General features: G+C 40.9%; 19 protein-coding genes. 18 read left to right on the top strand and 1 reads right to left on the bottom strand.

The window, feature by feature from the left end; genetic code table 11:
* Positions 1–116: 116 nt before the first annotated feature.
* A complete protein-coding gene (locus tag HMPREF1516_RS03570; RefSeq protein WP_001051782.1) occupies positions 117–287 on the bottom strand; it encodes a DUF3042 family protein in 171 nt (56 codons plus the stop codon).
* Between the two features lie 120 nt (positions 288–407).
* Here HMPREF1516_RS03570 and miaA point away from each other — a divergent pair, with 120 nt between their 5' ends.
* The 18 genes from miaA to HMPREF1516_RS03485 form a co-directional block, all read left to right on the top strand.
* On the top strand, positions 408–1,292 hold the full coding sequence (miaA, locus tag HMPREF1516_RS03565) for a tRNA (adenosine(37)-N6)-dimethylallyltransferase MiaA (RefSeq protein WP_033605820.1): 885 nt from the start codon (positions 408–410) through the stop codon (positions 1,290–1,292).
* Entirely contained in the window at positions 1,285–2,523 is a 1,239-nt protein-coding gene (gene hflX / locus HMPREF1516_RS03560; RefSeq protein ID WP_000573176.1) for a GTPase HflX, read from the top strand. Before miaA ends, hflX begins: the two co-directional genes overlap by 8 nt.
* Complete coding sequence (locus HMPREF1516_RS03555) at positions 2,516–3,139, top strand: hypothetical protein (protein ID WP_000129698.1); 624 nt, start codon at positions 2,516–2,518, stop codon at positions 3,137–3,139. The genes hflX and HMPREF1516_RS03555 overlap by 8 nt, the downstream gene beginning before the upstream one ends.
* A gap of 14 nt (positions 3,140–3,153) precedes the next feature.
* The gene (gene rnz / locus HMPREF1516_RS03550; RefSeq protein WP_033605819.1) at positions 3,154–4,083 is read left to right on the top strand and encodes a ribonuclease Z; all 930 of its coding nucleotides are present in this window, start codon (positions 3,154–3,156) and stop codon (positions 4,081–4,083) included.
* A 20-nt stretch (positions 4,084–4,103) separates the two neighbouring features.
* Positions 4,104–4,859, top strand: a complete 756-nt coding sequence (locus HMPREF1516_RS03545; RefSeq protein WP_033605818.1) for an SDR family NAD(P)-dependent oxidoreductase — start codon at positions 4,104–4,106, stop codon at positions 4,857–4,859.
* Between the two features lie 202 nt (positions 4,860–5,061).
* On the top strand, positions 5,062–5,307 hold the full coding sequence (locus HMPREF1516_RS10040; protein ID WP_198014359.1) for a hypothetical protein: 246 nt from the start codon (positions 5,062–5,064) through the stop codon (positions 5,305–5,307).
* Between the two features lie 64 nt (positions 5,308–5,371).
* Positions 5,372–5,632: a hypothetical protein gene (locus HMPREF1516_RS09785; RefSeq protein WP_232216678.1), complete on the top strand. Its 261-nt coding sequence runs from the start codon at positions 5,372–5,374 to the stop codon at positions 5,630–5,632.
* 18 nt (positions 5,633–5,650) lie between these two features.
* Positions 5,651–6,088, top strand: coding sequence for a hypothetical protein (locus tag HMPREF1516_RS03535; protein WP_000394429.1), 438 nt, complete (start codon positions 5,651–5,653; stop codon positions 6,086–6,088).
* 2 nt (positions 6,089–6,090) lie between these two features.
* Positions 6,091–7,155 carry an ankyrin repeat domain-containing protein gene (locus tag HMPREF1516_RS03530; protein ID WP_033605817.1) on the top strand — a complete coding sequence of 355 codons (1,065 nt, stop codon included), beginning with the start codon at positions 6,091–6,093 and terminating at the stop codon, positions 7,153–7,155.
* Positions 7,156–7,199: 44 nt separating this feature from the next.
* Positions 7,200–7,787, top strand: coding sequence for an SMI1/KNR4 family protein (locus HMPREF1516_RS03525; protein ID WP_033605822.1), 588 nt, complete (start codon positions 7,200–7,202; stop codon positions 7,785–7,787).
* Complete coding sequence (locus tag HMPREF1516_RS03520; protein WP_033605816.1) at positions 7,784–8,533, top strand: hypothetical protein; 750 nt, start codon at positions 7,784–7,786, stop codon at positions 8,531–8,533. Before HMPREF1516_RS03525 ends, HMPREF1516_RS03520 begins: the two co-directional genes overlap by 4 nt.
* A gap of 18 nt (positions 8,534–8,551) precedes the next feature.
* Positions 8,552–9,508: a hypothetical protein gene (locus tag HMPREF1516_RS03515; protein WP_033605815.1), complete on the top strand. Its 957-nt coding sequence runs from the start codon at positions 8,552–8,554 to the stop codon at positions 9,506–9,508.
* 151 nt (positions 9,509–9,659) lie between these two features.
* The gene (locus tag HMPREF1516_RS03510; RefSeq protein ID WP_033584556.1) at positions 9,660–9,989 is read left to right on the top strand and encodes a hypothetical protein; all 330 of its coding nucleotides are present in this window, start codon (positions 9,660–9,662) and stop codon (positions 9,987–9,989) included.
* Between the two features lie 6 nt (positions 9,990–9,995).
* Positions 9,996–10,190: a helix-turn-helix transcriptional regulator gene (locus HMPREF1516_RS03505; RefSeq protein WP_033584559.1), complete on the top strand. Its 195-nt coding sequence runs from the start codon at positions 9,996–9,998 to the stop codon at positions 10,188–10,190.
* A 239-nt stretch (positions 10,191–10,429) separates the two neighbouring features.
* Positions 10,430–12,178, top strand: coding sequence for a glycoside hydrolase family 13 protein (locus HMPREF1516_RS03500; protein ID WP_033605814.1), 1,749 nt, complete (start codon positions 10,430–10,432; stop codon positions 12,176–12,178).
* A gap of 14 nt (positions 12,179–12,192) precedes the next feature.
* On the top strand, positions 12,193–12,750 hold the full coding sequence (locus HMPREF1516_RS03495; protein ID WP_033605813.1) for an SMI1/KNR4 family protein: 558 nt from the start codon (positions 12,193–12,195) through the stop codon (positions 12,748–12,750).
* A gap of 404 nt (positions 12,751–13,154) precedes the next feature.
* A complete protein-coding gene (bgaA, locus tag HMPREF1516_RS03490) occupies positions 13,155–20,393 on the top strand; it encodes an LPXTG-anchored adhesin/beta-galactosidase BgaA (protein ID WP_033605811.1) in 7,239 nt (2,412 codons plus the stop codon).
* 526 nt (positions 20,394–20,919) lie between these two features.
* Positions 20,920–24,545 (top strand): Spy0128 family protein (locus HMPREF1516_RS03485; protein WP_156916950.1); only part of this gene is annotated, 3,626 nt, incomplete at its 3' end.

Genomic DNA, 24,545 nt, shown 5'->3' with positions numbered 1-24,545 from the left:
AACCTCAAAGCAGTGCTTTGAGCAACCTGCGGCTAGATTTCTAGTTTGCTCTTTGATTTTCATTGAGTATAAAAGAAAATAAAAAGAAGTTGAGAGTTCTCAACTTCTTTTGTTGCTTAATGTGATACGCGGCGGCGAGCTGCTTTTTTGCGGTTTTCTTCGATGAAAGCTGCTTTTTGCTCTTCTGGCTCAATCACTTTCTTTTTAATTGCGTATACTGCACCTGCAACGGCAGCGACAGTTCCTGCGACACCTGTTACAAGACCTTTAGCGAATCCTTTAGCCATGAGTCTTCCTCCTTTATCTTCCCGATCAGCCAGGCTCCTCAAGAGGTAGCATTTTTCTGACTGACCTTTTTGTGATATAATAATAGTAACGAAAAAATGGGAATTTTTCAAGGAAAAAAGATGAAAACAAAAATAATTGTGATTGTTGGACCGACTGCTGTTGGGAAGACAGCCCTTGCTATTGAAGTGGCCAAGCGCTTTGGTGGAGAGGTGGTCAGTGGCGACAGTCAGCAAGTATACAGAGGGTTGGATATTGGGACGGCCAAGGCTAGCCCAGAGGAGCAAGCTGCTGTTCCTCATCATTTGATTGATGTCAGAGAGGTGACCGAGTCTTACTCGGCTTTTGATTTTGTTTCAGAAGCTAAGAAGGCTATTGAGGATATTCAAAGCCGTGGTAAGCTAGCGATTATCGCGGGTGGTACAGGGCTTTATATCCAGAGCTTGCTTGAAGGCTATCATCTAGGTGGGGAAACACCTCATGAGGATATTTTAGCCTATCGAGCTAGTTTGGATGCTTTTACAAATGATGAATTAGCCCATCTTGTGGAGCAAGTAGGCCTTGAAATTCCCCAGTTTAACCGTCGTCGTGCTATGCGCGCCTTGGAAATTGCTCATTTTGGTCAGGATTTGGAAAATCAGGAAAGTCCTTATGAACCATTGATTATCTGCTTGGATGATGAACGCAGTCAGCTTTATGAGCGTATCAACCACCGAGTGGATCTGATGTTTGAGGCTGGTCTTTTGGATGAGGCCAAGTGGCTCTTTGATCATTACCCGGATGTGCAGGCTGCTAAAGGCATTGGCTACAAGGAACTCTTTCCTTATTTCCGTGGGGAGCAAACTCTTGAAGAAGCGAGCGATAGTCTCAAGCGGGCGACGCGTCGTTTTGCCAAGCGTCAGCTGACCTGGTTCCGTAATCGCATGCAGGTCACCTTTTATCAGATAGGAGAGCCTGGCGTGCAGGACCGCATTTTAAGCCAGATAGAGGAGTTTTTAGATGATTGAAACGGAGAAAAAAGAGGAACGCGTCCTACTCATTGGTGTGGAATTGCAGGGCATGGACAATTTTGACCTCTCTATGGAAGAATTGGCTAGTCTGGCTAAGACAGCTGGGGCAGTCGTTGTAGATAGCTACAGGCAAAAACGGGAAAAGTATGACTCCAAGACTTTCGTCGGTTCTGGTAAGTTGGAAGAGATTGCGCGAATGGTGGATGCAGAAGAAATTACCACTGTCATTGTCAACAACCGTCTGACACCACGGCAAAATGTCAATTTAGAGGAAGTTCTGGGTGTTAAAGTTATTGACCGTATGCAGTTGATTCTGGATATCTTTGCCATGCGGGCTCGAAGCCATGAAGGGAAGCTCCAAGTTCATCTTGCTCAGCTCAAGTATCTCTTGCCTCGCTTGGTTGGTCAGGGGATTATGCTCAGCCGTCAGGCTGGTGGAATTGGTTCCCGTGGTCCTGGTGAAAGCCAGCTGGAGCTGAACCGTCGTAGTGTTCGCAATCAAATCACAGATATCGAACGCCAACTCAAAGTGGTTGAGAAAAATCGGGCAACAGTTAGAGAAAAACGTCTGGAGTCGAGTACCTTTAAGATTGGTTTGATTGGCTACACCAATGCTGGGAAATCAACCATCATGAACACCTTGACCAGCAAGACCCAGTATGAGGCTGACGAGCTCTTTGCGACCCTGGATGCGACAACTAAGAGTATCCATCTGGGGGGCAATCTTCAGGTTACCTTGACTGATACGGTTGGCTTTATCCAGGATTTGCCAACAGAATTGGTTTCCAGTTTCAAGTCAACCTTAGAGGAAAGCAAGCATGTAGACCTTCTAGTTCATGTCATCGATGCCAGCAATCCTTATCACGAGGAGCATGAAAAAACAGTCCTGTCCATCATGAAAGACTTGGATATGGAGGATATTCCCCGCCTGACCCTTTATAATAAAGCGGATTTGGTGGAGAATTTCACGCCTACTCAAACGCCGTATGCCCTCATTTCTGCCAAGTCTGAGGATAGTCGTGAGAACTTGCAAGCATTGTTTTTGGAGAAGATCAAGGAGATTTTTGAAGTCTTTACCCTGCGCGTGCCTTTTTCTAAGTCTTACAAGATACATGATCTAGAAAGTGTGGCGATTCTTGAAGAACGTGACTACCAAGATGATGGAGAAGTGATTACAGGCTACATTTCCGAGAAAAATAAATGGAGGTTAGAGGAATTTTATGACTGATATTAAAACGTTGGCTCTAAAGTATGGAGGTTATACAAGTCTGGATAAGGTCTATCTAGATCAACTTCTAGCTGGCAAAACAGAGCAAGAGCAGTTGGCTCTCATCACACCTCCTCCGAGTGTCGTCAATGCCTACTTTGCTGAACTCTACCAGAAAAAGAGTCCTGAAGCTGCGACGGATTATTTTGCAGAAGTCAGTCAGGAACTGAACCTCTACAATGCTGAGCCAAGTTTCACCTTTGAAAATAAGCCTTTTATTCGTCTTAATTTATCTGGCAAATCTTTTGGATTTTGCTATGAGAGTGAGGGCCTGGGGCGGATTTTCTCTGAAAATGAAGAGAAAATCTCGGATGACTTACTTTTTGAGATTGCGCAAATTTTCCCCCATCAACTCGTCTTTGAAGAGTCTGGAAAGATTTACATGAAGGATGCCGGAGATGAAGAAGTTGTTAGCGTGAAAAGTCTCACAGCTTTGACAGATTTGGAAAGCTTGGCTGATGGTCGCAAACGTCTCAAAGGTTATAGCCAAGAGGATTTATTACAAGAAGCTGTTACTTTTTCTGGCAAGCGCTATTTCCGATCGGAAAATCGCACAGCTATGTTATATATTGATTAATTAGAAAGTATCAAATGGATATTCAATTTTTAGGAACGGGGGCTGGTCAGCCCTCTAAAGCCCGCAATGTTTCAAGTCTCGCCCTGAGACTCTTGGACGAGATTAACGAAGTCTGGCTTTTTGACTGTGGAGAAGGAACGCAAAATCGCATTCTGGAAACCACGATTCGACCACGTAAGGTCAGCAAAATATTTATCACTCACTTGCATGGAGACCATATCTTTGGATTGCCAGGATTTCTCTCTAGCCGTGCTTTTCAGGCTAATGAAGAGCAAACAGATTTGGAAATCTATGGTCCCCAAGGCATTAAGTCTTTTGTCTTAACCAGTCTACGTGTGTCAGGTTCTCGCCTGCCTTACCGTATTCATTTTCATGAGTTTGACCAAGATTCTCTAGGGAAAATCCTTGAGACCGATAAATTCACTGTGTATGCAGAGGAGTTGGACCACACTATTTTCTGCGTTGGTTATCGTGTCATGCAAAAAGACTTAGAAGGTACCTTGGATGCTGAAAAACTTAAGGCCGCTGGTGTTCCATTTGGCCCGCTTTTTGGAAAAATCAAAAACGGTCAGGATGTTGTTCTCGAAGATGGGACTGAAATCAAGGCAGCAGACTATATCTCAGCTCCCCGTCCGGGTAAGATTATCACCATTCTTGGTGACACCCGAAAAACCAATGCCAGTGTGCGTCTAGCTGTCAACGCCGATGTCTTGGTTCACGAGTCGACTTATGGCAAGGGAGATGAAAAAATTGCTCGCAATCACGGTCACTCAACCAATATGCAGGCAGCACAAGTAGCAGCAGAAGCAGGTGCCAAACGCCTCCTGCTCAATCATATCAGTGCTCGTTTCCTCTCAAAAGATATCAGTCAGCTCAAGAAAGATGCAGCAACTGTTTTTGAAAATGTTCATGTGGTCAAAGACTTGGAAGAAGTGGAAATTTAGAAGATTGAGAAAGGATAAATATGTCTACAATTCTCATTACCGGAGCTAGCGGTGGCTTAGCCCAAGAAATGGTTAAACTCTTGCCAAATGACCAACTGATCTTGCTAGGTAGAAACAAGGAAAAACTAGCGCAACTATATGGAAATCATCCTAATGTGGAATGGATTGAAATCGACATTACTGATGACACAGCCCTAGAAGCTCTGGTAGCTGACCTCTATCTCCGTTATGGCAAGATTGATGTCTTGATTAACAATGCTGGATATGGAATTTTTGAAGATTTCGACCAGATTTCTAATCAAAACATTCACCAGATGTTTGAGGTCAATACCTTTGCCCTGATGAACCTATCACGTTTGATTGCTTCTCGTATGAAAGAAAGCCGAAAAGGCCATATCATCAATATCGTCAGTATGGCAGGTTTGATAGCGACTAGCAAGTCCAGTCTTTACTCAGCGACCAAGTTTGCAGCTATTGGATTTTCAAACGCTCTGCGCCTCGAACTCATGCCCTATGGTGTCTATCTAACGACGGTTAATCCAGGACCGATTCGTACTGCCTTTTTTGACCAGGCAGACCCAGATGGGACCTACCTCAAGTCGGTTGACCGCTTTCTTTTAGAACCAGATGCAGTCGCTAAAAAGATTGTTAAGTGTATAGGAAAAAACAAACGGGAACTCAATCTCCCAGTTTTGTTGAACCTAGCCCATAAGTTTTACACCCTCTTTCCTAAGTTAGCAGATAAGTTGGCAGGGGGAATCTTTAATTATAAGTGAGAAAGCTGTTCCCTTGAGGAATGGCTTTTTGCTTTAATAAGGAGAAGTTGTTGATCAAAAATAATCCCTGAAAATACTGGTAGTTTATCTCTATTTGATAGTTTTGGAGTATAATTGAGATAAGAAAGTTCATTAGATAAATGAAGTCCCAAACCAGCTAGCTTACCCTAGATAATGCCCTATGTATAGCCGGAGGTTGACAATGGAATTATTGACAATTGACCAAATTATTTCCATTATTGAGGAAGCAATACAAGGGCTTGACCCTGAGATAAGAGAAGGAATTGTCCTGAGCCATACTGAAGTGCCTGTGTCTGAACTGGATCGTTTGAAAAAACAACTGCAAATACAAGATTTGGATCCGATTTTTAGGAAGTATATTCTGGCCTATAACTGGGGGCAGGTCGGTTTTTTTAAGTTACCAGTTTGGATATGGGGACGACACTAGTCTTACTTGGCTGCTCAATCGCAATTTGGAATACCACGATTATTCGACTCTACAAGAAAGAGGCTTGATCATCATTGCAAATGGAGATCCCTACACTATTTTGCTGGATTGTCAATCTGGGGCGGTCTATGCTCTTGATGCAGAGATGAACTATGATGAAAAAATATGGCTGACACCAGATTTTCTAGCATTTGTTAGAGCCATGGGAACGGCCCAATCTGCAGTTTGGAAGGGTTGTGAAAGTGACTTCATCCACTTGATGACTAGAATAGGTCATGCGTCCAGTTTGATATTTTGGCAGAGTCTGGTCGGGTTTTATGATTGAAAATAGAAGGAGCAGGTCATGGAATTTATTGTAGCTGAGGAAGGGATTCCTCAAAATATCGGATGTCAGGGAGCCCTGATTGCCTATTATGGCAGTGAGATAGAATTTCATTATGAAACCGTTCCACCACACGGTGATGAGATTTTTTCTGCCAAGTTGCCTTTGTTGGGGCTTGATCTGCCCTTTTGGATCTATGGGAGAAATCTCATATTTTTAGATGCTTACTACCTATTAGCAGAAACAGTTAAGAAAGGGACTTGGAATCCCATAACGAGCATGCTCATCAACATTCATACGGGGGAATACGCCAGCCTAGACCACTGGTACAATCATATATCTATTGAGCAAAACGGTCTTGAGTTGAAAAATGATTATGATGGACAAGTCCTGACTTTGAAAACGGTTGACAAACTTCATTGGCTTGCCCTAGATGCTGAATCAGAAGAAAGGAACTAAAGATGGCAAAGAAAAGAGTTACATTACCAAAAGAGTTTAAGGATTTAATGGATGAAGGAAATATTGAAGCCCTTAAAGCAGTCTATGATCGTTGTGAATTAACCGCTCATGATGGAAGATTTAGCTTATGTACACCTCTGCATATGGGAGGAGTCCCGGATGAATTGGTTATCTGGCTGGTAGAAAAGGGCCTAGATATCAATATCCCTGATTATTATGGAGCAACTCCTTTGTATCGTCAGGCAACCATGGGAAGAGATACTGTAAAACTATTGCTTGAATTGGGGGCAGACATTGGAAAACCTAATACCTATGGTGAGACACCCCTACATGTAGCAGCTGAGTTTTTCCATCCTAAGACTGTCAAACTTCTGATTGACAAAGGAGCAGATGTTAATGCCAAAAATGATATGGGTAGAACTCCTCTAGCTTCAGTCTTGATGGTCTGCCGGGGAATCTATATTGCCCAAACTGCTGAAATTGCCTCTATGTTACTAGAGGCTGGTGCTAAGAAAACGTCTCAAATGAAGGAAAAAGTTGAACAAATCGGCAAGGATTTTGAATTTCATCGAGAAAGTATCCATCCTGACTACATCGAGGGAGCAGATCAGGGTCTAGAAAAACTTTATGCTTTGTTTGATGTCAAGCCGGTAGCCAAACGAATAACCCACGATGGAGTTTCTCCGATTCTCGTAAAAGAAGGTAGCTGGGAGGAGCAATATGAGGAACTATGGTCTTTCTTGATTCCTTCAAGTGGAGCAGCCAAAACTGTTCAGGGAGAAGTTATTCGTATACCAGGTCGAGTTCGAGATGAACTGGATCGCAATGGTGGGGTCAACTGGGACAGGGACTATAGAAAAATGCTTCAAGCTCTCCCTCAATACTTGTCTCTAGGAATCCCCCTTTCAGATCAAGAATTAGAAGAGACTAAAGAGCTTATTGCTCAAGTTCATGGGAAAGATTTTGATGACGAGCCTCGCCTAGACCGCCTGTGTCAGCTAGCTATTGCTTGGATTAAGCAAAATCCTGAACCCCTTCTCCTAGAAAAAACAAGTTATAAGCGTTAAAAAGCATTGGAAGACAGATAAAATAAAGAAATCATGGTGAAATGATGCAACTAATTGACCAAGTTAAAAAAATAGAAACTTATATTTGTGAGTGTTTTGAAGACTGGGATTTGGATGATCCTGTAGAGGAAGGATATCTGGAAGATTATCAGGGCATTTCTGGTGCTTCTGAGGAAGAGCTTCAAGCCTTTGAGGAAATATTTGGCATTCGTCTACCTAGTGACTTCAAAGAGCTTTATAGCTATAAAAATGGGAGTAAATACCTCTCTATTTTACCTTGTGTAATTGACCAGAGAGATTTGACTTTTTCTCTCATGAGTCTACAGGAAATTGAGACTTGTAAAAAGTACTTTCAAAATAGAGATGCTCTGTTAACCGAATTTCCCGACTATTTTTCTAGTCAAGACCTAGAAAACATGCATGATAGTAGAATTAAGCCTTATCTTTTTAATAAAAAATGGCTTCCTTTTGCTCAGTATTGTGACTCTTGTTATCTTATGCTGGATTTTGATCCAGACCAGGAGGGTCAGGAAGGTCAGGTTATTTGCTACATCCATGATCCTGACCAGGTGATCTATGCGGCTGAAAGCCTTACAAATCTGATTGAAGGGATAATGGATGAGATCATATGAATGGACAAATGTACCAAATAGCCTGTATCGTGGCAGCAGCTAGGAAGGCTTTAAAAACTGATCAGGCAATCTTGTATCATCCTGACCAATATATCAATAAGATTTGCTTTCAAATTTTGCCGTCAGAAAAGGGGGAAGTTATAGAACTATCTGTATCTGATTGGTTTGAAAATCTTAAGGAAAAAGGTTTGAAGGACTTAAAATTATTTTGCCCTATCTCAGTAAATGACAGAGGTATTTTAGGTTTCTCCAATACGACACAGAGTTCAATTCTCTGTTTTTATAAAGATGGGAAGGCAGGTTATTTCCTACCAAATTGGAAATCTGCTTCCGCAGGTAGGGGCTGGGATGTTACCTACACCGAGTATGAATGGGAAAGGTTTTCTCAAGACATTCCCCACTATGAAAATAATATCGAAGAATTTAAGGACATATTGACTCGTATAGAAGATTTAGCAATTAAAATTGAATGTGACAACTTTGCCAAAGTCTTTCAATCTGCTAGAAACTGTTTGCTAGACCCAGAATCTGGTAAAGGGCTGGCAGAACCTCAAATTCCACTGCAACATCTAAGCATATTTAGAGCTGCAAGCTCAGCGGATGTTTTTGGAGGAATGGGCTCCTGGAATGATGAACCTGGATGGCTGGCACAAGATAAGGGACTGGGTCAAGTATACGATGAACTTTCAGATCAATTGCTAAGAAATATTAGATCAGCCATTCTATTTGCCATCAACGAGTGGTGATGGATTAGGAGAGAGAAAATGGGGAAGTTAAAGTTAAGTCTATTGAATAAATGGGAACTAGACAAGGACTACAATAGTGTTTTCAATTCTGTCATGTTACATGATGGTAGAGCCTTTGTCTTGACCAGTGAGAAGGAAACTTTCAATCTCTACTGTCTGCTTGAAGTATCACCTTTGGGTGTGAAGGAGATAGATGCTTGGTATTGTGACCATGTTTGGGAGGAAGAGCCTCTACTCTTTACAGATGGACAAAATATTGGCATCATCAAGGCTGGCAAGGAAATAGTCTATTATACTGGTGATTTTTCTAATCCAGAAATTATTGCCATAAAGGATCCGCAAAGTATACTTCCTAAAAAGGCACAAGAGAGATATTTTCAAATCGTATCAGATAGCGACCAGATACCCGTGTGTTTTGAAAATCAAGTTTATACAAATCAGGCAAGAAACTTTGCCCTTTTAGAATTTGATCGAGAGAAAAAGCAGGCGAAGTGGACCACTTATTCGCATATTGATAAAAAAGATTTAAACCACCACGACACGAACTCAAGTTTTTGTCCTAAAATCGATAGTATGAAATCTTGGAAGCAAGAGCTCTATGCCTTTAGCTCTGGAGAAAGTCAAACCTCTGTCAATAAATGGGGCATGGACTATTATGCTCTTGTTAAAATCTCTAGTGATGGTCGTATTATCGAAAAGTTATTAGAATCTGAACATTTAAAGGCTTTAGGCAAAAAAGCTGGTGTCAATGGAATTTTTACGGATTCGCCTTATCTTATCCTGAGCCCCTTATTTAAGAATGATGACTGGAAGGGTAAGCAAAAGCTATTTTCTCTGGCAACGAGAGAATGGTGCGATATAGCTTTGCCTAGAGGAATGAGTAAACACAAGCTTCAAAATATGACAGACAACTTTTGTTTAACCTTCCTTTACGACAGAGGATTAAAAGAACTTGCCCTTTGTCGGATTGACTAGGCTGTAAATCAGAGTTAGAAATATTCTTAGAATAGAAGAAAATAAAAAAGCCTAAAAATGTTAAAACATCTTGACATTTCATCGATTTAGAGTATAATAAAAAATGTAAAGAGCTCTTGACATTGTTTTGACAGATTGGAGGAACAGGACTATGAGAAAAATGGATGAAATGGACAGAGCGATTCAGCTACGTTCTGAGGAATGGGGTTATAAAACGGCTCTATTTGGCTTATGTGGATGGACAGTATTTAATATTTATCAATCTATTACAAAAGGCATTGAACTTGAAATGTTACCATGTCTGATTTTATGTTTATCTATTTCTGTTCAAGGATTTACACAAATTGCCATAAAACAGAAAATGGTTGATGGTGATGAAGATTTTAAAGAACCTAATAAACTTGTTCAAGGAGTAATTTTGATGGTTGTTATCCTTATCGTAGTTTTGGCAATTGGCATTTATTGTTTTCAGAAAGACTAATGCTGTATGAAAAATAATATCAAACAGCTAAGAAAGTCTGAAGGACTACGTCAGGAAGATATGGCAAAAATATTAGGCGTTAGTCGACAAACCATTATTGCTATCGAGAATGACAAGTACAATCCTACACTTGAACTAGCAATGAAAATTGCAAGGTTGCTACAACTACATGTTGAAGAAATTTTCATTTTAGAAGATTAAAGATATCAGATAGCATTTATTCTAATCATCTGATTCGTAATGATGGAGAGTTTTCCGGTTCATGGAAACTCTCTTTTAAAGCTCATAAAGATTCTACTCAATTTTACCCTTGTCCATCTATATATCTATCGTAAAACTGGTATAAAAATTGCAAATCGGATCTTTAAATAGTATACTAGTTCTGTTAGTTATGAAAACGTTTGCGTTTTTGTTGATGATGATTATTTAGGAGACAAGACATGGAATTGACAGCCATTTATCATAGACCAGAATCAGAGTATGCTTATCTTTACAAAGAAGGTCAGTTACATATCCGAATCAAAACCAAGAAAGATGATGTCCAGCAGGTCATTTTACATTATGGAGATCCCTTTATCTTCATCGAGGATAAGTATGAAGCCAAGAAAGAAATGACTAAAGTAACCTCAGATGCCCTATTTGACTATTGGCAGGTTACGGTCTCTGTTGATTTTGCTCGCATTCAGTATCTCTTTGAGCTCCTTGATAAAGAAGGTCAAGGTGTTTTTTACGGTGATAAGGGTTGCGTAGAACATACTCAAGAAAACTTGGATGCTGAAGGAAATGGTTTCAAGCTTCCTTATATTCACGAAATCGATGGTTGCCAAGTTCCTGACTGGGTTTCAAATACCGTTTGGTATCAGATTTTCCCAGAACGATTTGCTAATGGAAATCCTAATCTAACTCCAGATGGAGCTCGAGAGTGGGATGCTGTCATTGCACCTAACATGGATGATTTTTTTGGTGGAGATTTACAAGGGATTATTGACCATTTAGACTATCTTAAAGATTTGGGAATCACTGGACTTTACCTATGTCCAATTTTTGAAGCAACGACCAATCACAAGTACGATACGACGGATTATTTTGAAATTGACCGTCACTTTGGAGACAAGGAAGTCTTTCGTAATCTAGTCGAGGAAGCCCATAAACGTGGCATTAAGATTATGCTAGATGCTGTTTTCAATCATATCGGCTACCAGTCTGCCCAATGGCAGGATGTTCTAAAAAATGGAGAAAATTCTCCTTATAAAGATTGGTTCCATATTCAAGAGTTTCCAATTACAGAGGATAAACTTCAGAATCCAAGAGAACTCCCTTATCATACCTTTGCCTTTGCTAGCTATATGCCTAAGTTAAATACAGCAAATCCTGAAGTCAAAGACTATCTTTTAAGTGTTGCGACCTACTGGATTGAGAATTTTGATATCGATGCTTGGCGTTTGGACGTTGCCAATGAAATTGACCATCAGTTCTGGAAAGATTTTAGAAAGGCAGTTCTCGCTAAAAAGCCTGATTTGTATATTTTAGGTGAAATCTGGCATACGTCTCAACCTTGGCTAAAAGGGGATGAGTTCCATGCTGTCATGAACTACCCGCTCTCTGAAAGTATCAAGGATTATTTCTTGCGTCAGCATAAAAAGACAGAGCAGTTTATTTCAGAAATCAATAGCCAGTCAATGTACTACAAGCAACAAATCTCAGAAGTGATGTTTAACCTTCTGGATTCTCACGATACAGAGCGTATCCTCACAACTGCCAAAGGCAATGTGCAACATGTCAAGGCTGCTTTAACCTTCCTCTACCTTCAAAAAGGGACTCCTTGTATCTATTACGGAACAGAGCTTGCATTAATAGGTGGACCAGATCCCGACTGCCGTCGTGTCATGCCTTGGGACCGTGTGTCTGAGGACAATGATATGCTGAATTTCATGAAGAAATTAATCAAGGCCCGTAAAGAAGTTGCAAGCATTATTCAGCATGGTTCCTATAGCTTGCAAGAAGTGAAACCAGATGTTATTGTCTTGGAATGGACCTACGAAGGAAAAGAAGTTCAGGCTACCTTTAATCAGTCTAAGGAAAATTTTGTCTTGGACAGAGATTCAGTTGATTTAGCGAGTCATTGTCAGGTTAAGGAGGGACAACAAATCATCTTACCAGATGGATTTGTAGTTACTATTTCTGAGTAAAAAGGATTAAAATAATGGCACTCAAGGAAGTTTATGAGTATTTTCGTCACTATGATAAGGAAACTTATCAGGTTGTCGCCTGCATGGGTAATGAACCATCGGAAGAAGATGTTCAGGATTTTGAAAATCAATACGGCATTCGTCTGCCAGAAGATTTCAGGGAATTCACCATGTCATCTCTGGGAGGTCTCTTTATGGAAGTCAGGGAAGAGCTATGGCCAAGAGCCAAGGCTTACGATGTAGCCCCTTTTTGGACTTTCTGTCGAGGTATTAAGGTTTTTGGAATTGCAAATGGCATCCCAGACTTCTTAGACATTCGAATTAAAACCAAGGAATTACACGCTCTGGGCTTTGAGGATTATATTCCATTTCTGTCTATCATCGGTGATGGAGATGTAATTTTCTGCTTTGATAAGGACAATCACATAGTAGCTTTGGATTGGTATAATAGTGGCGAAACTGAAGAGCTTAATTGTGATTTTTCAGGACTTTTACTCCAGCAAATTGCCGAGCTAGAAGAGCGTAAAAATGAGATGGTCAATCTTTTGGAAAAGGGAAAATCTAGTCAATAATCTATAAGGAAATCCCAGTTTGATAGTCCGTAAAAGAGGTTGGGACAAAAGATCCCGACCTCACTTTTTTTAGCAATCAAACTTTGACGCGTTAGCTGATTGAACTTTTTGTTCGTCTTTCAGACTCCAAAAAGCTCCTAATCATCCTCGCGAGGCTGGGACTACGAAATCGAGACTTTGTCTATCGATTTCTGTCCCACCGCCTTTTTTAGTAAAACCATTCACTAAATCTACAATCAGATTTTTAAACTTTTCTACAAATTATAGAAAAAACAATCAAAAATATGATTTTTTGTGTTTAGGGTATTGAAATTTCCTATATTATTTTATAGAATAAGGGTAAAAGGCTATGAAACAGTAATACGTTTACAATAAAATGGAAGCGGTTACTAAAGGAGGATTTTATGGAAAAAGGCCATTGGAATCGTAAAAGAGTCTACAGCATTCGTAAGTTTGCCGTAGGCGCTTGCTCTGTCATGATTGGAACCTGTGCGGTTCTATTTGGAGGAAGTGTCATTGGAGAGTCACCAGTTTTCGCGGATGAAACTCCTATCGCCCACACTGTGGAACAAGCAAAAGAGGAAAGTCCGGCAGTGGAGGAAAAAGAAAATCAAGCTGTAGCAGAGCACAAGGATGCTGCAAGTGTCGACCAAAGTCAAGCTGCACCAATTGAAGCAAGCAAACCAGAGGTGAAAGAAGATGAACCTGTAGCTCCAAAAGAGGAGAAAGCATCTCTAAAACCTGAAGAAACAGCTCCAAAGGTAGAATCTCAAGCTTCAAGTCAAGAAAAGCCTGTCAAGGAAGAGTTGAAAGCTGCGACAAATGAAGAAGTGAATCAAATGATTGAAGATAGAAAAGTGAATTTTAATCAAAATTGGCACTTTAAACTCAATGCGAATCCTAAAGAAGCTGTGAAATCAGATGCCGATGTATCAACATGGCAAAAATTGGATCTCCCACACGACTGGAGTATCTTTAACGATTTTGACCATCAGTCACCTGCCCAAAATGAGGGTGGACAGCTCAATGGTGGTGAAGCTTGGTATCGCAAGACCTTTAAACTTGATGAAAAAGATCTCAAGAAAAATGTTCGTGTCACTTTTGATGGTGTCTACATGGACTCTCAAGTCTATGTCAATGGCCAGTTAGTGGGGCATTATCCAAATGGTTATAACCAGTTCTCATACGATATCACCAAATACCTTTACAAAGATGGTCGTGAGAATGTGATTGCTGTCCATGCTGTCAACAAACAGCCAAGTAGCCGTTGGTATTCTGGTAGTGGTATCTACCGTGATGTAACCTTGCAAGTGACAGATAAGGTTCATGTTGAGAAGAATGGGACAACTATCTTAACACCAAAACTTGAAGAACAGCAACATGGTAAGGTTGAAACTCATGTAGCCAGCAAAATAGTCAATACAGATGATAAAGACCATGAATTGGTGGCAGAGTATCAAATCGTTGAACGTGGTGGTCAGGCTGTGACAGGTTTGGTTCGTACAGCGAGCCGTACCTTGAAGGCACATGAATCAACAAGTCTTGATGCTATTTTAGAAGTTGAAAAACCAAAACTCTGGACAGTTTTAAATGACAAACCTGACTTGTACGAATTGATTACGCGTGTATACCGTGATGGTCAGTTGGTGGATGCTAAGAAGGATTTGTTTGGTTACCGTTACTATCACTGGACGCCAAATGAAGGCTTCTCTTTGAATGGTGAACGCATTAAATTCCATGGGGTTTCCTTGCACCATGACCACGGAGCGCTTGGAGCAGAAGAAAACTATAAGGCAGAATATCGCCGTCTCAAACAAATGAAGGAGATGGGGGTTAACGCCATCCGTACAACTCATAACCCTGCAAGTCCTCAGACTTTGCAAATTGCAGCAGAACTTGGTTTGCTCGTTCAAGAAGAGGCCTTTGATACCTGGTATGGTGGCAAGAAACCTTATGATTACGGACGTTTCTTTGAAAAAGATGCCACTCACCCAGAGGCTAGAAAAGGTGAAAAATGGTCTGACTATGATCTTCGTACCATGGTCGAAAGAGACAAAAACAACCCAGCTGTCTTCATGTGGTCTATCGGAAACGAAATCGGTGAAGCCAATGGTAATGCTCACTCTCTTGCAACGGTTAAACGCTTAGTAAAAGTGATTAAAGATGTTGATACGACACGTTATGTTACCATGGGAGCAGATAAGTTCCGCTTTGGTGATGGTAGCGGTGATCATGAGAAAATTGCTAATGAACTGGATGCGGTTGGTTTTAACTATTCAGAAGACAACTACAAGAAACTTCGTGCGAAACATCCAAACTGGTTGATTTACGGTTCAGAAACATCTTCAGCAACCCGTACACGCGGTAGCTATTATCGCCCTGAACAGGAATTGAAACATAGTAACGGACCTGAACGTCATTACGAACAGTCCGATTATGGTAATGACCGAGTTAACTGGGGTAAAACGGCAACAGATTCATGGACTTTTGACCGTGACAATGCTGGTTACGCAGGACAATTTATCTGGACTGGTACAGACTATATCGGGGAGCCTACACCATGGCACAACCAAAACCACACGCCAGTTAAGAGTTCTTACTTTGGAATCGTAGATACAGCAGGTATTCCAAAACATGACTTCTACCTCTACCAAAGCCAATGGGTTTCTGTTAAGAAGAAACCAATGGTGCACCTCCTTCCTCACTGGAACTGGGAAAATAGAGACTTGGCCTCTAAAGTAGAAGATTCACAAGGAAAGATTCCAGTTCGAGCTTACTCTAATGCTGCAAGCGTTGAATTGTTCTTGAACGGTCAATCTCTCGGAGTTAAGACCTTCAACAAAAAACAAACCAGCGATGGTCGTACCTACCAAGAAGGCGCGAATGCTAAGGAACTCTATCTTGAGTGGAAGGTTGCGTACCAACCAGGTACCTTGGAAGCTGTAGCTCGCGATGAAGCTGGAAAAGAAATTGCACGTGATAAGATCACTACTGCAGGCCAACCAGCAGGTGTTCGCCTCGTCAAAGAAGAACACGCAATCGCAGCAGATGGAAAAGACTTGACCTACATCTACTATGAAATCGTTGACAGTGAAGGAAATGTGGTACCAACTGCCAATAACTTGGTTCGTTTCCAATTGCATGGACAAGGTCAACTGGTCGGTGTCGATAATGGGGAACAAGCCAGCCGTGAACGCTACAAGGCGCAACCAGATGGTTCTTGGATCCGTAGAGCCTTTAACGGTAAAGGGGTTGCCATTGTTAAATCAACTGAACAAGCAGGTAAATTCACACTAACAGCTCATTCAGATCTCTTGAAATCTGGTCAAGTAACTGTCTTTACTGGTAAAAAAGAAGACCAAGAAAAGACAGTTCTCGGAACAGAGGTACCAAAAGTACGTACTGTTATTGAGAAAGAACCGAAAATGCCGAAGACAGTCGGTTTTATCTACAGTGATGGCAGTCGTGAAAAACGTCCAGTAACTTGGTCTTCAGTTGATGTGAGCCAAGCAGGAGTTGTGACTGTTAAAGGTATGGCAGACGGACGTGAAGTTGAGGCCCGTGTCGAAATTCTAGCAATTGCGAAAGAACTACCAACTGTTAAACGTGTTGCTCCAGGAACAGACTTGAGTGCTGTTGATAAATATGTTTCTATCGCTGTAACGGATGGAAGCGTTCAAGAATACGAAGTTGATAAGTGGGAGATTGCGGAAGCAGATAAAGCTAAACTGTCAGTTGCAGGATCACGTATTCAAATGACTGGTCAATTAGCTGGCGAAACCATTCATGCTACCCTTGTAGTAGAAGAAGGCGAGGCTGCAGCGCCTGCAGTACCAACTGTAACGGTTGGTGGTGAAGCTGTCACAGGACTTACTAGCCAAAAACCAATGCAATACCGCACTCTTGCTTATGGAGCTAAGTTACCAAAAGTCGCAGCAAGTGCTGAAAATGCAGCTGTTACAGTGGTGCAAGCAAGCGCAGCAAACGGTATGCGTGCAAGTATCTTTGTTCAACCAAATGATGGTGGCCCTCTTCAAATGTATGCAATTCAGTTCCTCGAAGAAGCACCAAAAATTGACCATTTGAGCCTACAAGTGGAACAAGCTGACAGCCTTAAAGAAGACCAAACAGTCAAATTATCTGTCCTTGCACACTATCAAGACGGAACACAAGCAGTTTTACCAGTAGATAAAGTAACCTTCTCTACAAGTGGTGAAGGGGAAGTCGCAGTTCGTAAAGGAATGCTTGAGTTACATAAGCCAGGATCAGTCGCTCTCAAAGCAGAATATGAGGGGACTACAGGTCAAATCGATCTTACGATCCAGGCTAATACTGAGAAGAAGGTAGCCCAATCTATCCGTCCAGTAAACGTAGTAACAGATTTGCATCAGGAACCAAGTCTTCCAGCTACAGTAACAGTTGAGTATGATAAAGGTTTCCCTAAAGCCCACAAAGTCACTTGGCAAGCTATTCCAAAAGAAAAACTCGATCACTATCAAACCTTTGAAGTTCTAGGTAAAGTTGAAGGTCTGGATCTTGAAGCGCGTGCTAAAGTATCTGTAGAAGGCATCGTTTCAGTTGAAGAAGTCAGTGTGACAACTCCAATTGCAGAAGCACCACAATTACCAGAAAGCGTTCGTACCTATGATTCAAATGGTCACGTTTCATCAGCTAAGGTTACTTGGGATAAGATTCGTCCAGAGCAATACGCCAAGGAAGGTGTCTTTACAGTTAATGGTCGCCTAGAAGGTACGCAATTAACAACTAAACTTCATGTTCGCGTATCTGCTCAAACTGAGAAGGGAGCAAATATTTCTGACCAATGGACCGGTTCAGAATTGCCACTTGCCTTTGCTTCAGACTCAAATCCAACTGATCCTGTTTCAAACGTCAACGATAAATTGATTTCCTTTAATGACCGCCCAGCTAACCGTTGGACAAACTGGAACCGTACTAATCCAGAAGCTTCAGTTGGTGTCCTATTCGGAGATTCAGGTATTTTGAGCAAACGTTCAGTTGATAATCTAAGTGTCGGATTCCACGAAGACCACGGAGTTGGTGTACCGAAGTCTTATGTGATTGAATATTATGTCGGTAAGACCGTTCCAACAGCCCCTAAAAACCCTAGCTTTGTAGGTGAGGAAAACCACGTATTTAACGATCCAGCCAACTGGAAACCAGTTACCAATCTAAAAGCCCCAGCTCAACTCAAGGCTGGAGAAATGAACCACTTTAGCTTTGATAAAGTTGAGACCTATGCGGTTCGCATTCGTATGGTTCGACTTGATAGCAAGAAAGGAACGTCTATCACAGAAGTACAAATTTTTGCGAAACAAGTTGCGGCAGCTAAACAAGGACAAACAAGAATCCAAGTTGACGGTAAAGACTTAGCAAACTTTAACCCTGATTTGACAGACTACTATCTTGAGTCAGTAGATGGAAAAGTTCCTGCAGTAACAGCAAGTGTTAGCAACAATGGTCTCGCCACCGTCGTTCCAAGTGTTCGTGAAGGTGAGCCAGTTCGTGTTATCGCGAAGGCTGAAAATGGTGACATCCTAGGAGAATACCGTCTACACTTTACAAGCAATAAAGACTTGCTCTCTCGTAAACCAGTTGCTGCGGTCAAACAAGCTCGCTTGCTACAAGTAGGGCAACCGCTTGAATTGCCAACTAAGGTTCCTGTTTACTTCACAGGTAAAGACGGTTACGAAACAAAAGACTTGGCAGTTGAATGGGAAGAAGTTCCAGCAGAAAATCTGACAAAAGCAGGTCAATTTACCGTTCGAGGTCGTGTCCTTGGTAGTGATCTTGTTGCTGAGTTCACTGTACGAGTGACAGACAAACTTGGTGAAGCTCTTTCAAATAACCCAGAGTATGATGAAAATAGTAACCGCGCCTTTGCTTCAGCCACTAACGACATTGATAGAAACTCCCATGACCGTGTGGACTATCTCAATGACGGAAATCATTCAGAAAATCGTCGTTGGACAAACTGGTCTCCAACACCATCTTCTAATCCAGAAGTATCAGCAGGTGTGATCTTCCGTGAAAATGGTAAGATTGTAGAACGGACTGTAGCGCAAGCCAAACTTCACTTCTTTGCAGATAGTGGTACAGATGCACCATCTAAACTCGTTTTGGAACGCTATATTGGTCCAGACTTTGAAGTGCCTACCTACTATTCAAACTACCAAGCCTACGATGCAGCTCATCCATTCAATAATCCAGAAAATTGGGAAGCTGTGCCTTATCGTGCGGATAAAGATATTGAAGCTGGTGATGAAATCAACGTAACATTTAAAGCTGTCAAAGCCAAAGCCATGAGATGGCGTATGGAGCGTAAAGCAGACAAGAGCGGTGTTGCGATGATTGAGATGACCTTCCTTGCACCGAGTGAATTGCCTCAAGAAAGTACCCAATCAAAAATTCTTGTAGATGGAAAAGAACTTCCTGACTTCGCTGAAGATCGTCAAGACTACCAAATCACCTATAAAGGTCAACGTCCAAAAGTCTCAGTCGAAGAAAGTAATCAAGTAGCTTCAACAGTTGTAGATAGCGGAGATGATAGCCTTCCAGTACTTGTTCGTCTTGTTTCAGAAAGTGGAAAACAAGTCAAGGAATACCGTATCCAGTTGACCAAGGAAAAACCAGTTTCTGAGAAGACAGTTGCTGCTGTACAAGAAGAACTTCCAAAACTCGAATTTGTTGAAAACGATTTGGCCTACAAGACAGTTGAGAAAAAGGATTCAACGCTGTATCTAGGAGAAACTCGTGTAGAACAAGAAGGAAAAGTTGGTAAAGAACGTATCTTTACAGCGATTAATCCTGATGGAAGTAAGGAAGAAAAACTTCGCGAAGTGGTAGAGGCTCCGACAGACCGCATCGTCTTGGTTGGAACAAAACCAGGAACCTCTCTTCCAGAAGACGAAGTGAAGAACCTTGTCCTCGACAGACCCGAACTGATAGTCGAAGAAGAAACCATCGACTTCAAGGTTCAGGAACGTAAGTCTGATAAGTTGTACCTAGGAGAAACTCGTGTTGTCCAAGAAGGTCAAAAAGGTATCCGTCTTCACTTGATTGAAGTGGAAAATGGAAAACGTCAGCTTAAAGAAACTTACGATAAAGTCGCTGTTCAAGATCGTATAGTAGAAGTTGGTACTAAACCAGGAACCTCCCTTCCAGAAGATGAAGTGAAGAACCTTGTCCTTAACAGACCAGAACTTGTAATCGAAGAAGAAACAATTGACTTCAAGGTTCAGGAACAAAAGAACGATAAGCTTCCAGCAGGTGAAACTCGTGTTCTCCAAGAAGGACAAAAAGGTATCCGTGTTCACTTGATCGAAGTTGAAAATGGCAAACGAACTGAAAAAGAAAGCTATGATAAAGTCGTGGCTCAGGATCGCATCGTAGAAGTAGGTACGGCTGGTGAAACGACCAAACCAGTACCTCAAGAATCTACAAAACCACAAGTATCAGAAAAGGAAGATACAAAAGAAATTGCTTCAAATGCAGCTAGTCAAGCTCAAGAAGAGCAGTTGCCAAATACAGGAAGTGCAGAAAGTCAAGCAGCCCTAGCAGCAGGCTTAGCTCTTCTTGGTTTGAGTGCAGGACTAGTAGCCACTAAAGGCAAAAAAGAGGATTAGAATTTCTACGATATGAAGAGATGGGGACAAAATAGATTTATATTTTAAAAACTCTTCATTATGAATTTTGAAAATCTAATAGATTAAATAAAAAGTGAACCAAACTATTCTGGGGCAATCAGAATTCTGTTTAGTTCACTTTTTGTTATGTTCTAAACTTTTGCTTTAATATATTTCTACTATATTAAATCTTATAACAGCATATAGATTAATAAATTGGCTATATTTAGTTTTATGAATAAAGGGACATTATTTATTGAAAGGGAGTAGAAATATCAAAGGAATGAATTCTTTGAAGTTGACATTTCGTAAATAAATTCTTTAGTAATGAAATAAATTAATTAAAATATATATGATATAATAAACCTGATAAGTTCTATTATATTATGTGCTGTAAGTGAATATAATTTTATCAAGAATAGAGCATGGTGTTATTATGGATACGTCACTATATTGTGGAGGTGTTGCGTACGTAGAATTGAATACTTAATTTTTTATCGATATACAAATAGAAAGGTTGGTCATAATGGATAAGATAAAAAAATATCTCGGTTTTCTGGTATTCCCTCTTTTATTCTTGATGATGCTTTTCCCGGCGGGTGAAGCACATGCGGCAACTGATATCACGAGTAAAGTCAAAATAGATGACTTGAAGATTACTATAGCATCTACAGGAAGTGAGACTGAAGGAATTCATGGTTCAAATGATACTTCGATGAAATTGAAATATTCGGGTAAATTCTCATTTCCCAATGTGGCAGTTAATGAAATCAAGAATGGTGATTACTTTATCGTAAAAGCTCCAAATAACTTGAGTTTGACGGATGGTAGTCTGGATTTGATTGATTCGACATCAAATACCAAAATGGGGACTGTCCAGGTGGATAATGCTAACCATCAGCTGGTATTTACTTTCAACGAAAAGGTGGAGGACAAGCAAAATATTCGTGGGGACTTTGTTGCAGAAGCAACTGAAACGCTCAAAAAAGAGGGGAAAACGGTTACCTATGTTTTACCAGATGGTAAAAAACAGACCATCACGTATAAAGTGAATAAATATGAACAGACTGACGTGATTGGAGAAACTATTACAAAGTACGGTTATAACGATAACAATAAGGCGAGAGCACATTTTCAAATGAAAATTAATCGCGCTAAGAAAGATATGACTGGACATGTGGTGAAGATTACAGATGACGTTTCAAAGGGAGCCTTTGCTAACTATGTGGAAGGTACTTTCTATATGCATGAAGCGGAATTCGAAACGACGAATACGAATTCATCTGCTCTTAAACATTTAGGTGATGAATACGAAATCACAACCGATCCGGAGGTATACAAGGCTAACTCAGATAAAAAAGCTTTGTTGACCTTTGTCAACGGGAAACGAGGATTTGAGTTGCTCATGCCGACCAATATGGGAACAAAGAGCTTTTTCTTAACGTATGATACATCCTCACCAGCAGATACTTCAACGATAAGTAACTCAGCGCAGTACTTGATTGATAATCAACCACAACTTATTTGGGAAAACTACGGAGGTAGTATTGGAACCAGAACAGAAGCAACCTTTAATTTAAAGACGGTTAAATCTGTAGGTGCGTCAGTCACAGCTGATATTGCTGGTAAGATCAAAATCACAAAATACGATGAAGCGGATGCAACTGTTAAGTTGGCAGGCGTTGTCTTTGAAATCCGTGAGAAAACCACTAATAATTTGGTTGATACCGTTACAACAGATGCGGATGGGATAGCTGTCTCAAAGGCTCTCAATAATGGTAAGTATATCGTTAAAGAAAAAACTCCTAAATCAGGCTATCAGGTAAATAGTCAAGAGTTCGAAGTGGAGATGAAAGATGGAAAGGGTGTTCCCCTCAATATCTCTAACAAACGTGTGACAGTTGACTTTGAAGCAACCAAGACTTGGGTAAACGGAAAAGCAACTGACTACAAAAAAGTCAAACTCGGTTTGTATGTGCACAAAGAAGGACAAACTGTTGCAGATGCAAAACCTGTTACTGGGAACTACACCCCTGAAGTGACAGAGTCTAATGGTGTTTACACTTATAAGTGGCTAAATCGACTACCTAAGTACGATGTTGATGGAAAAACAGAATTAGTCTACTCTGTTCGCGAGCTTCAAGATACTACTGAACTTCCTTTGAAAGAAGGAGAGAAAGTCAAAGTAGGCGACAACAGCTATGTTGTATCCTATAACGGAAACAACAAAGTCACCAACACTTACGAAGTTCCAAAGACAAACGTGACGGCTAAGAAAATCTGGGTTGGCGGTCAGGAACATATTCGTCCAACTGTCTACTTCAAACTCTATCGTACGCCAGAAGGTGGAGCGATTGAAGAAGTAGCTGGTGCTGCCCAAAAAGAAGTTCCCAAAACAGATGGAACTGTAGAATGGACAGACCTTCCTGCGACAGATGAGCACGGTGTGAAGTACACTTATAGTGTGATGGAAGTCGATGAAGATGGCAATCTTGTCACTGCTGTAGATGGTTATACAGCCAATCAAACAGCTGATTTAACTGTCACAAACACCTATGGTACTTCACCAACTAAGGTTGATATTGAAGTCAAAAAAGAATTGGTGGGTGGTCGTCCAACACCTCTTCAAAACGAAGAATTTGAATTTATCTTGAAAGACAAAAATGGCCAAGAAGTTCAAAGAGCTAAGAACGATGCAGCTGGTCGCGTAGTCTTCAAAGATATTCCTTTCGATAAAGCGGGTGAATACGAATTTACTGTTGTTGAAGTGAATGCTGGTCAAACCATCGATGGTGTGACTTACGATGTTAGAACAGTACCAGTCACAGTAAGTGTAACAGATGATGGAAAAGGTAAACTGGTTGCGACAGTATTGTATCATCCTATTACTGCTGTGGCACTTCCGTCAGCTAATTTGGTCTCTTCAGCACCTAGTTCTAATCTTGTACCATCACTTACTGGTGCAGTGAATAGAGCTACTGATGGTGGAATTCAGACATTCAAAAATACTTATAAAGCAACTAATGCTAAGGCCGTTCTTGAAGTGACTAAGCAGTTGACCGGTCGTACGACAGGAGCTCAAGAAAATGAGTTCGAATTTACGTTGACAGACCAAGTTGGTAACGTTGAAACTAAGAGAAATGATGCAGATGGAAAAGTTAAGTTTCATGAATTGACCTTCGATGAAGCAGGTACTTATACTTACACTATCAAGGAAGTAAAAGCTGGTACAACTGAAAATGGTATTACCTACGATTCTAAGACAGTCACAGCTAAAGTAACTGTAACAGATGACGGTCATGGTAAACTGACTGCAGTTGTTGATTACAGCAGTGATGGTACAGCTAATAGCACAACCTTCACCAATACTTACAACCCTGCAAAAGTCAAAGCTCCAGTTTCTGCAACTAAATCATTTATCAATAAGAACACCAATACTCCAATGCCACTCAAAGGTGGCGAGTTTGTCTTCGCCTTGCTAAATCACGAAGGTGATCCCGTAGAAAAAACTACAAATGATGCAGATGGAAACATCAAGTTTAAGGATTTAGAATTCGAGAAAGCTGGTACTTACCAGTATACAATCTACGAACACAAAGCTGGTCAAATCGAGAATGGTATCACTTATTCTAATAAGACTGTGGAAGTGACTATCGAAGTAACAGATGACGGTCATGGTGCTCTGAAAGCAACTGTTTCTTATGACAACGATGAAAGACACTTCGAAAATACTTACAAAGCTGCAAATGCTAAAGCAAATCTCGAAGTGACTAAGAAGTTGACAGGACGTGAGTTGAAAGCTGATGAATTTGAGTTCACTTTGACAGACCAAGACGGTAATGTGAAAGAAACCGTGAAGAATGACAAAGACGGAAACGTTAAGTTCTCAGAATTGGAATTCGACAAAGCGGGCACTTATGCTTATAAGATTGCTGAAAAAGCGGGTACTGCTACAGGTATCCAGTACGATACGAAAACCATCACAGCTACAGTAACTGTAGCGGATAATGGTAAAGGTGTCCTTGAAGCAACTGTTGCTTACGATGGTGAAAAAGCATTCGAGAATACTTACACACCAGCAGGGGCTACAAGTGTAACTCTTGGAGCTAAGAAAGTTCTTGAAGGTAAAGCTCTTGAAGCTGGTAAATACAG

The organism is Streptococcus sp. CM6 (assembly GCF_000526095.1).
In the GTDB taxonomy this organism is placed as follows: Bacteria; Bacillota; Bacilli; order Lactobacillales; family Streptococcaceae; genus Streptococcus; species Streptococcus oralis_BW.
The sequence above is the reverse complement of the archived record's forward strand: the minus strand, read 5'-3'. Positions and strand labels throughout refer to the sequence as shown.

Coding starts and splice junctions, on each gene's coding strand:
- HMPREF1516_RS03570 (WP_001051782.1), bottom strand. CDS start 287: ATGGCTAAAGGATTCGCTAAAGGTCTTGTAACAGGTGTCGCAGGAACT.
- miaA (WP_033605820.1), top strand. CDS start 408: ATGAAAACAAAAATAATTGTGATTGTTGGACCGACTGCTGTTGGGAAG.
- hflX (WP_000573176.1), top strand. CDS start 1,285: ATGATTGAAACGGAGAAAAAAGAGGAACGCGTCCTACTCATTGGTGTG.
- HMPREF1516_RS03555 (WP_000129698.1), top strand. CDS start 2,516: ATGACTGATATTAAAACGTTGGCTCTAAAGTATGGAGGTTATACAAGT.
- rnz (WP_033605819.1), top strand. CDS start 3,154: ATGGATATTCAATTTTTAGGAACGGGGGCTGGTCAGCCCTCTAAAGCC.
- HMPREF1516_RS03545 (WP_033605818.1), top strand. CDS start 4,104: ATGTCTACAATTCTCATTACCGGAGCTAGCGGTGGCTTAGCCCAAGAA.
- HMPREF1516_RS10040 (WP_198014359.1), top strand. CDS start 5,062: ATGGAATTATTGACAATTGACCAAATTATTTCCATTATTGAGGAAGCA.
- HMPREF1516_RS03535 (WP_000394429.1), top strand. CDS start 5,651: ATGGAATTTATTGTAGCTGAGGAAGGGATTCCTCAAAATATCGGATGT.
- HMPREF1516_RS03530 (WP_033605817.1), top strand. CDS start 6,091: ATGGCAAAGAAAAGAGTTACATTACCAAAAGAGTTTAAGGATTTAATG.
- HMPREF1516_RS03525 (WP_033605822.1), top strand. CDS start 7,200: ATGCAACTAATTGACCAAGTTAAAAAAATAGAAACTTATATTTGTGAG.
- HMPREF1516_RS03520 (WP_033605816.1), top strand. CDS start 7,784: ATGAATGGACAAATGTACCAAATAGCCTGTATCGTGGCAGCAGCTAGG.
- HMPREF1516_RS03515 (WP_033605815.1), top strand. CDS start 8,552: ATGGGGAAGTTAAAGTTAAGTCTATTGAATAAATGGGAACTAGACAAG.
- HMPREF1516_RS03510 (WP_033584556.1), top strand. CDS start 9,660: ATGAGAAAAATGGATGAAATGGACAGAGCGATTCAGCTACGTTCTGAG.
- HMPREF1516_RS03505 (WP_033584559.1), top strand. CDS start 9,996: ATGAAAAATAATATCAAACAGCTAAGAAAGTCTGAAGGACTACGTCAG.
- HMPREF1516_RS03500 (WP_033605814.1), top strand. CDS start 10,430: ATGGAATTGACAGCCATTTATCATAGACCAGAATCAGAGTATGCTTAT.
- HMPREF1516_RS03495 (WP_033605813.1), top strand. CDS start 12,193: ATGGCACTCAAGGAAGTTTATGAGTATTTTCGTCACTATGATAAGGAA.
- bgaA (WP_033605811.1), top strand. CDS start 13,155: ATGGAAAAAGGCCATTGGAATCGTAAAAGAGTCTACAGCATTCGTAAG.